This is a genomic window from Pseudoalteromonas sp. ESRF-bin5 (assembly GCF_002632075.1).
Lineage (GTDB): Bacteria > Pseudomonadota > Gammaproteobacteria > Enterobacterales > Alteromonadaceae > Pseudoalteromonas > Pseudoalteromonas marina.
This window is the reverse complement of the sequence record NZ_NTLW01000144.1, coordinates 1-6,497: the sequence shown is the minus strand read 5'-3', so window position 1 is coordinate 6,497 and position 6,497 is coordinate 1. Positions and strand designations below refer to the sequence as shown.

The following is a 6,497-nucleotide window of genomic DNA, read 5'->3' as shown; positions in this document are numbered from 1 at the left end:
CTGCGGAGTGGTAGTTCAGTTGGTTAGAATACCGGCCTGTCACGCCGGGGGTCGCGGGTTCGAGTCCCGTCCACTCCGCCATTTGATATCGTAACAAAATTAGTAAGTGCATTACCCCATGCACATACCACTGCGGAGTGGTAGTTCAGTTGGTTAGAATACCGGCCTGTCACGCCGGGGGTCGCGGGTTCGAGTCCCGTCCACTCCGCCATTTGATATCGTAACAAAATTAGTAAGTGCATTACCCCATGCACATACCACTGCGGAGTGGTAGTTCAGTTGGTTAGAATACCGGCCTGTCACGCCGGGGGTCGCGGGTTCGAGTCCCGTCCACTCCGCCATTTGATATCGTAACAAAATTAGTAAGTGCATTACCCCATGCACATACCACTGCGGAGTGGTAGTTCAGTTGGTTAGAATACCGGCCTGTCACGCCGGGGGTCGCGGGTTCGAGTCCCGTCCACTCCGCCACTTGTTATTCCCTCAATAACAAGGTCTTAAAGATTAATTTTCTTATCATCAAATCATTTATAAATTTTAAAATCACCGATACTTATCAAACTATTAAATAAAAATTAATAAATAATCACTTTTATTTATTTTTTGTATCTTAAATAATACTTTTAAATATAAACATGTATTTGCCTTAAATAGGCTTATAACGCCACTGTTGATGCTATTTTTCGTTAGCAGATAAAATCCTCTATTTAATTTTTTTACCGCCAAAAATTGCCTCAGAGCTAATTAAGTTGTTTTATACCAATCCGCAATAATACTTAATCATTTCGCGGGGCTAAACGTGTCGGTACCTGCGTTAAAAAATTCTCATTTAGAACAATTAAATAGTGAATTTTTCACCTAGCTATTAACACGTTTTCCCAGCCTCAAAATAGCTCATTTAATTAAGCGAGTTGGTATTAGTTTATTTATAAAAATGAGTAAGTACTTCTAGCTACAGCAGTAATCAAATCAATAAGTTTGCCTCTTTACTTTGTCTGCTTATAATAAAACCTTAGTTTATAAGGATATTTTATGATTGAAGTTATTGGTTTAAATAAGCAATTTTCCAACAATGTAGTTTTTAAAAATTATAACCAGGTTTTTTCAGATCAAAAACTCTGCATAGAAGCACCTAATGGCCACGGTAAAACCACCTTACTTATGATGCTAGCAGGACTTGATAAACCGCAAAGTGGCTCACTTTTGTTTGCGGGGAGGGAGCTGAATGAGCCCACAAAAACAGTGGCCATAGCCAGTGACCGTATTACGTTACCTGATTTTTTAACAGCCCATCAAATTATTGACTTGTCTGTTTGTGCTATCGACTGCCCGTGGCCACATGAGCTGGTTAAAGGGTTTAGCTTTACGGCATTTTTAAATACGCGTTTTGATGCTTTGTCCTCGGGTAACCAAAAAAAGTGTCAGCTAATTTTAGCGCTAATGCGAAAGTCACCGTATTTGCTACTTGATGAGCCAAGTGCTGCACTTGATCAAACAAGCATTGAGCACCTTTTAAAATTACTCGATGTGTATTTAAATGATAAGCCTAATGGGCAAATTATTATTACTTGCCATGAGCCGGCTGTATTTATTGAGCATGGCTTTAAGTGTGTTTCGCTATGAGTTTCGCGAGCGTAAAAGGCAAGCTTGAGCAGTATCGTGCATTTATGAGCTATCGGTATCTCGCATACACGTTTGAGCTTAAGCAGCTGCTACTGCAGTTAAAAAGCTTTGGTTTGATATTTTTAGTGGTGTTGGGTTCATCTATTTTAGGCTTGGTGTTGTTGCTCTTTTTGGGCCTAGGGAAAATTATAGATAGTACAGATGCACCTGCATATGGTGCCCAAATGGCCTTGTTTTATTTGTTATTGCAAAGTGTGATGTTAAGCGCGGTTAAGCCGGCAATTAAAAATAGCAATCAGCGGCTATTTCAACACACAATCGCTTGTCCTAGCTGGCTGAACATAGCAGATATTAAATTATTACTTATTAGCAATGGCTGGCTTATAGCGAGTCTGTTGATAGCGCTTGATTTAACCTGGGCTCAGTGGATAAAAGTACCGCATTTTTTTGTTTTTATGTTTATACAGTTAGGTTTAGGCATTGTTTGTTTATACAAACCTAGCGCGCTCGTTTATGGATTTACTTTAAGTACTTTATTTTTGTTTACTCCTTTTGAGTTATCGCCGCTAATTTATCATTTGGGTTTTGCAATTATCTTTCTTTTAAGCGCATCTATACCTGTCATTAATATAAATGGAATGACGAGTGTTCGGTCTTTATTTAGCTTTTGGTTTTGTTACTTCATAAACCATAGTTGGACATTAGTATGGCGTATATCGTTGCTTTTGTATGTATTTATGGCATCGGCTGAGTTATTAGAAAAGCGGCCAGATCTTGTGAATATAATAGGCGGTGTGGCGGTTGCTTTTATTGTACTTTTTAGCAGCTCATTACAATTTGATTGTACTAAAGTTCATGGACAACATCGGTTGTTTTTTAAAATGAATCAAAAGACGCGAGCGTTTTATATTAGCCAGTTTATGCCCAGTATGCTTTTGTTTTTAGGAGCCTTTATAGCCTATAGCATTACGTTTGAGAGATTACACAGCACTTTGCTAAACCTGGGGTTTGTGTGGTGTTTATTGCAGGTTTATTTTGCACAAAAAAAACCAGCGCATTATGCGCTGGTTTGGATTATTTCTAACGTTGGGTTGCTTGCTTTACTAAACTAGTTAAGCGGCATCCACTTTTGTAATAACACTATCACGCGCTGCTTTACCTGCAAGCAAATCAGCAGGGTCAAAATCGTCTACGTTAATTACGTCTAAACGAGCTTGCTCTACAGCGGCTAGCTTATCGGCCTCAGCTTGGCTTAAAATACCTGCTTCAAGACCCATTTGCGCTACTTTATCAAGTTGGAAGAACGGTAGTTTAACACCTTTCTCTTTACATACTCTTTCAAATAATGGCTCAACTTCTAGCACGTCTTTAAGCGTTTGCTCCTGACGACCTACAAGGTTAAGAGGCTCATTTGTTAAGTATACATAACTTGCTAAACGGTTACGTGTTTCGCTAGGTACTTGTAAAATTTGAGCTAGTTTATGCTCTAACTTATCAGTCGGTTTACGTACCGGGCGACCAAACGGGAACAATAACACTTTTAATACGCCACGAAGTGGTGCAGAAGGCATATTGTTAATTAAGTCAGCAAGCGCACGTTGACAGTGGTAAAGGTGATCCTGACAGCTCCATTGAACAAGCGCAAAATCTTCTTTTTTACGGCCTTCGTCGTTGTAACGCTTAAGCGTTGCAGATACTAAGTAAAGGTAGCTAAGTAAGTCACCTAAACGTGCAGAAATACGCTCTTTACGTTTAAGAGAGCCGCCAAATACAGCCATGCTAATATCTGACATAAGTGCTAAAGAAGCACTAAAGCGCGACGCTATACGGTAAAACTCAGCTGTTTCGTCATGGTAAGGCACACTTGTAAAGCGAGCACCTGTAAGGGCTAGCCATTTAGTACGCACTAGGTTTGACATAGTAAAGCCTATGTGACCCATTAGCGCTTTATCAAATACGTTAAGCGCTTCTTCGCGGTCCTCAATTTCACACGCACCTAGCTCGGTTAGTACAAACGGATGACAGCGAATCGCACCCTGGCCGTAAATGATCATATTACGGGTCAGGATGTTTGCACCTTCAACGGTTATGGCAATAGGTGCACCTTGATAGCCACGACCTAAATAGTTATTTGGACCAAGCATGATCCCTTTACCGCCAAGAACGTCCATTGCATGGATTGTTGCATCGCGCATTTGTTCGGTTAAGTGATATTTAATAATCGCTGATACAACAGATGGTTTTTCACCTAAGTCAACCGCACCAGTCGACATACTTACTGCAGCATCTGAGCTGTATGCGTAACCGGCAAGTTTAGCCATTGATTCTTCAACACCTTCCATTTTACCAATCGGTAAACGGAATTGACGACGAATACGGCTGTATGCACCCGTAGCGGTTGCAATCATTTTAATGCCACCGGCAGAATTTGACGGCAAAGTAATTGCACGGCCTACCGATAAACACTCAACTAGCATTCGCCAGCCTTGGCCAGCCATATCTGGCCCACCAATAATGTAATCAAGAGGTACAAAAATGTCTTTACCGCGAGTAGGACCATTTTGGAATGGTACGTTAAGCGGGAAGTGACGACGACCAATTTCTACTCCAGGAGTATCTGTTGGGATCAATGCACAGGTAATACCTGGCTCTTTTACATCACTTAATAAGCCATCTGGATCTTGTAATTTAAATGCAAGACCAAGTACCGTTGCCACGGGCGCAAGCGTGATATAGCGCTTGTTCCACGTTAGGCTTATACCGACAACTTCTTCACCGTTCCATTGTCCTTTACATACAACACCGTAATCAGGGATTGAACTTGCGTCAGAGCCAGCTTCTGGTGATGTTAATGCAAAACATGGAATTTCTTGACCGCTAGCTAAGCGCGGTAAGTAATGGTCTTTTTGCTCTTTTGTACCATAGTGTTGTAATAATTCACCTGGACCTAACGAGTTTGGAACACCAACAATTGACGAAAGTAATGTTGATTTACTCGTTAGTTTTTGAAGTACACAAGACTGAGCAAACGCAGAAAACTCTAAACCGCCGTATTCTTTTTTAATGATCATGGCAAAGAATTTATTGTCTTTAAGGTATTGCCATACATCTTGCGGTAAATCAGTTAGCTCGTGTGTTGCTTCCCAATCATCTAGCATGCTACATACTACTTCAACAGGGCCATCTATAAAGGCTTGCTCTTCAATAGTAAGTTTAGGCACAGGGTATTGGTGTAGTTTTTTCCAATCAGGGTTACCGCAAAATAAATCAGCTTCCCACCAAGTTGTACCCGCATCGATAGCTGACTTTTCAGTGTCAGACATGCTCGGTGTTACTTTTTTGAATACCGTAAAGATAGGTTTGATGATGTATTGCTGGCGAATACCAGTAACTGAAAGAGGCACTGCGATGATCAAAAAGATCAACCAGCTAATTAAACCAAAAGCACCTGCGAAGGTACCGATTAATAATGTTGCAGCAGAAACACCAAGTGCTGTGTTCCAACTCGCTCTGTGGTAAATCGCAGTGCACAGCAGCACGATTAAACCGAGTGTAAATATGAGTGTCATTTTAATTCCTTAATAGAGGTCAGACCACCTCATTTAGAGTAGCGCTAGTCAGCTTAAGTTTCAAGTAAATTAGCGTGTAAAATTATAGTTAAAAGCGCTTTGTTTTGCTTTAAAAAATACCTATATCAGTAACACTAAGGTGTGCTTAGCGTATTTAAACAGTGTACCCGTTGCTCAAATTGTCTGTAGAGTGGGAGTATCAGGGCCGTAAGGCACAGCAGTATTGTCTTACAGCGCTGTAATATTGATAGGCTTAGTCTCTTATGTACTTAAATATTGGGTAGCTATTGTAATTGCTCTGTATTAATTTTAGGAAAGTGGACCATTTTCCAGTAGCCCTCCAATAAATCCACTATTTTTAGAAATTCTTCACCTGTATTTTCTTTAATAAAATAACCTGCAACATTATGCTCATAGCACGCTTTTATGTCCGCCTCACTTTTAGATGTTGTAAGCATAAAAACAATACTACTGCTGATGTTTTCACTTTTTCTTAGGCGCTGCAAAAATTCGAAGCCATTCATGCGAGGCATTTGAATATCTAATAAAATAATAAACGGACTTGTGACTTCGCCGTTATGGAGTAAATCTAAAGCGTACTGACCATCTTTGGCTCTAACAAGGGTATTCTCTATCCCACGTTTCACTAAGCTGCGTTTAATTGAAAAATAGTCAACGTCATCATCTTCGACGATGAGCAAAGTGAATTTTTTGTTATTCATTATTATCTTCTGAGTTAGGTGACTGAATGTTAGGCCAGAATATTTCGAAATTTGCGCCTATTGGCGCGTCTAAAAGCTTTATATAGCCACCATAGTGCTCAATAATTTTTTTAGTCATAGCGAGCCCCATACCGCTTCCTTCTATTTCGTCGCGGGGTTTGAGAGTCTCAAACATTTCAAAAATTCTAGTGGCGTAAGTATAATCAATCCCCGGGCCATTGTCAGAAATGATAAATACATACCCGGCGGTTCGATTATCAACAGACAAATTAACTTCAACAAAAGAACTATTAGTGTGCTTTATAGAGTTACTTACAAGGTTCATTAGCACCAATTGAAAAGCTAGTTTAGGGATAAAGAGTGTTAGCGGCGTGAATCGCCCCGTGTTTGCCAGAGACTCAATAACTTGAGAAACTGGAACTATGAAAAAATCAAATCGCTATACATCAGAATTTCGTGAACGTGCAATTAGGCTTGTTACCACACAACAGCATGAATACCCTTCTCTTTGGGCTGCGCTAGTATCGATTTCAGATAAACTGGGATGTACCCCAGAAACACTTAGAGCATGGGTCAAGAAATC

At 40.2% G+C, this 6,497-nt stretch carries 6 protein-coding genes and 4 tRNA genes; 7 read left to right on the top strand and 3 right to left on the bottom strand.

Annotated features, from left to right (window positions below):
• The first annotated feature begins 4 nt into the window (after nt 1–4).
• The 6 genes from BCG07_RS07995 to BCG07_RS07970 all read left to right on the top strand — a co-directional run bounded on the left by BCG07_RS07995 (nt 5) and on the right by BCG07_RS07970 (nt 2,735).
• Nucleotides 5–81 (top strand) — tRNA-Asp (locus tag BCG07_RS07995).
• Between the two features lie 53 nt (nt 82–134).
• Nucleotides 135–211, top strand: a tRNA-Asp gene (locus BCG07_RS07990).
• Between the two features lie 53 nt (nt 212–264).
• Nucleotides 265–341 (top strand) — tRNA-Asp (locus tag BCG07_RS07985).
• A gap of 53 nt (nt 342–394) precedes the next feature.
• Nucleotides 395–471: transfer RNA gene (locus BCG07_RS07980), tRNA-Asp, on the top strand.
• 561 nt (nt 472–1,032) lie between these two features.
• Nucleotides 1,033–1,623, top strand: coding sequence for an ABC transporter ATP-binding protein (locus tag BCG07_RS07975; RefSeq protein ID WP_286889710.1), 591 nt, complete (start codon nt 1,033–1,035; stop codon nt 1,621–1,623).
• A complete protein-coding gene (locus BCG07_RS07970; protein ID WP_286889708.1) occupies nt 1,620–2,735 on the top strand; it encodes a DUF6136 family protein in 1,116 nt (371 codons plus the stop codon). The genes BCG07_RS07975 and BCG07_RS07970 overlap by 4 nt, the downstream gene beginning before the upstream one ends.
• On the opposite strand, the gene fadE is transcribed toward BCG07_RS07970, so the two are convergent.
• The 3 genes from fadE to BCG07_RS07955 all read right to left on the bottom strand — a co-directional run bounded on the left by fadE (nt 2,736) and on the right by BCG07_RS07955 (nt 6,245).
• Nucleotides 2,736–5,192: an acyl-CoA dehydrogenase FadE gene (fadE, locus tag BCG07_RS07965; RefSeq protein WP_006794046.1), complete on the bottom strand. Its 2,457-nt coding sequence runs from the start codon at nt 5,190–5,192 to the stop codon at nt 2,736–2,738.
• 284 nt (nt 5,193–5,476) lie between these two features.
• Nucleotides 5,477–5,914: a response regulator gene (locus tag BCG07_RS07960; RefSeq protein WP_286889706.1), complete on the bottom strand. Its 438-nt coding sequence runs from the start codon at nt 5,912–5,914 to the stop codon at nt 5,477–5,479.
• Nucleotides 5,907–6,245 carry an ATP-binding protein gene (locus BCG07_RS07955; protein ID WP_286889703.1) on the bottom strand — a complete coding sequence of 113 codons (339 nt, stop codon included), beginning with the start codon at nt 6,243–6,245 and terminating at the stop codon, nt 5,907–5,909. The genes BCG07_RS07960 and BCG07_RS07955 overlap by 8 nt, the downstream gene beginning before the upstream one ends.
• Nucleotides 6,246–6,336: 91 nt before the next feature.
• Here BCG07_RS07955 and BCG07_RS07950 point away from each other — a divergent pair.
• Nucleotides 6,337–6,497 (top strand): transposase (locus BCG07_RS07950; protein WP_286889712.1); only part of this gene is annotated, 161 nt, incomplete at its 3' end.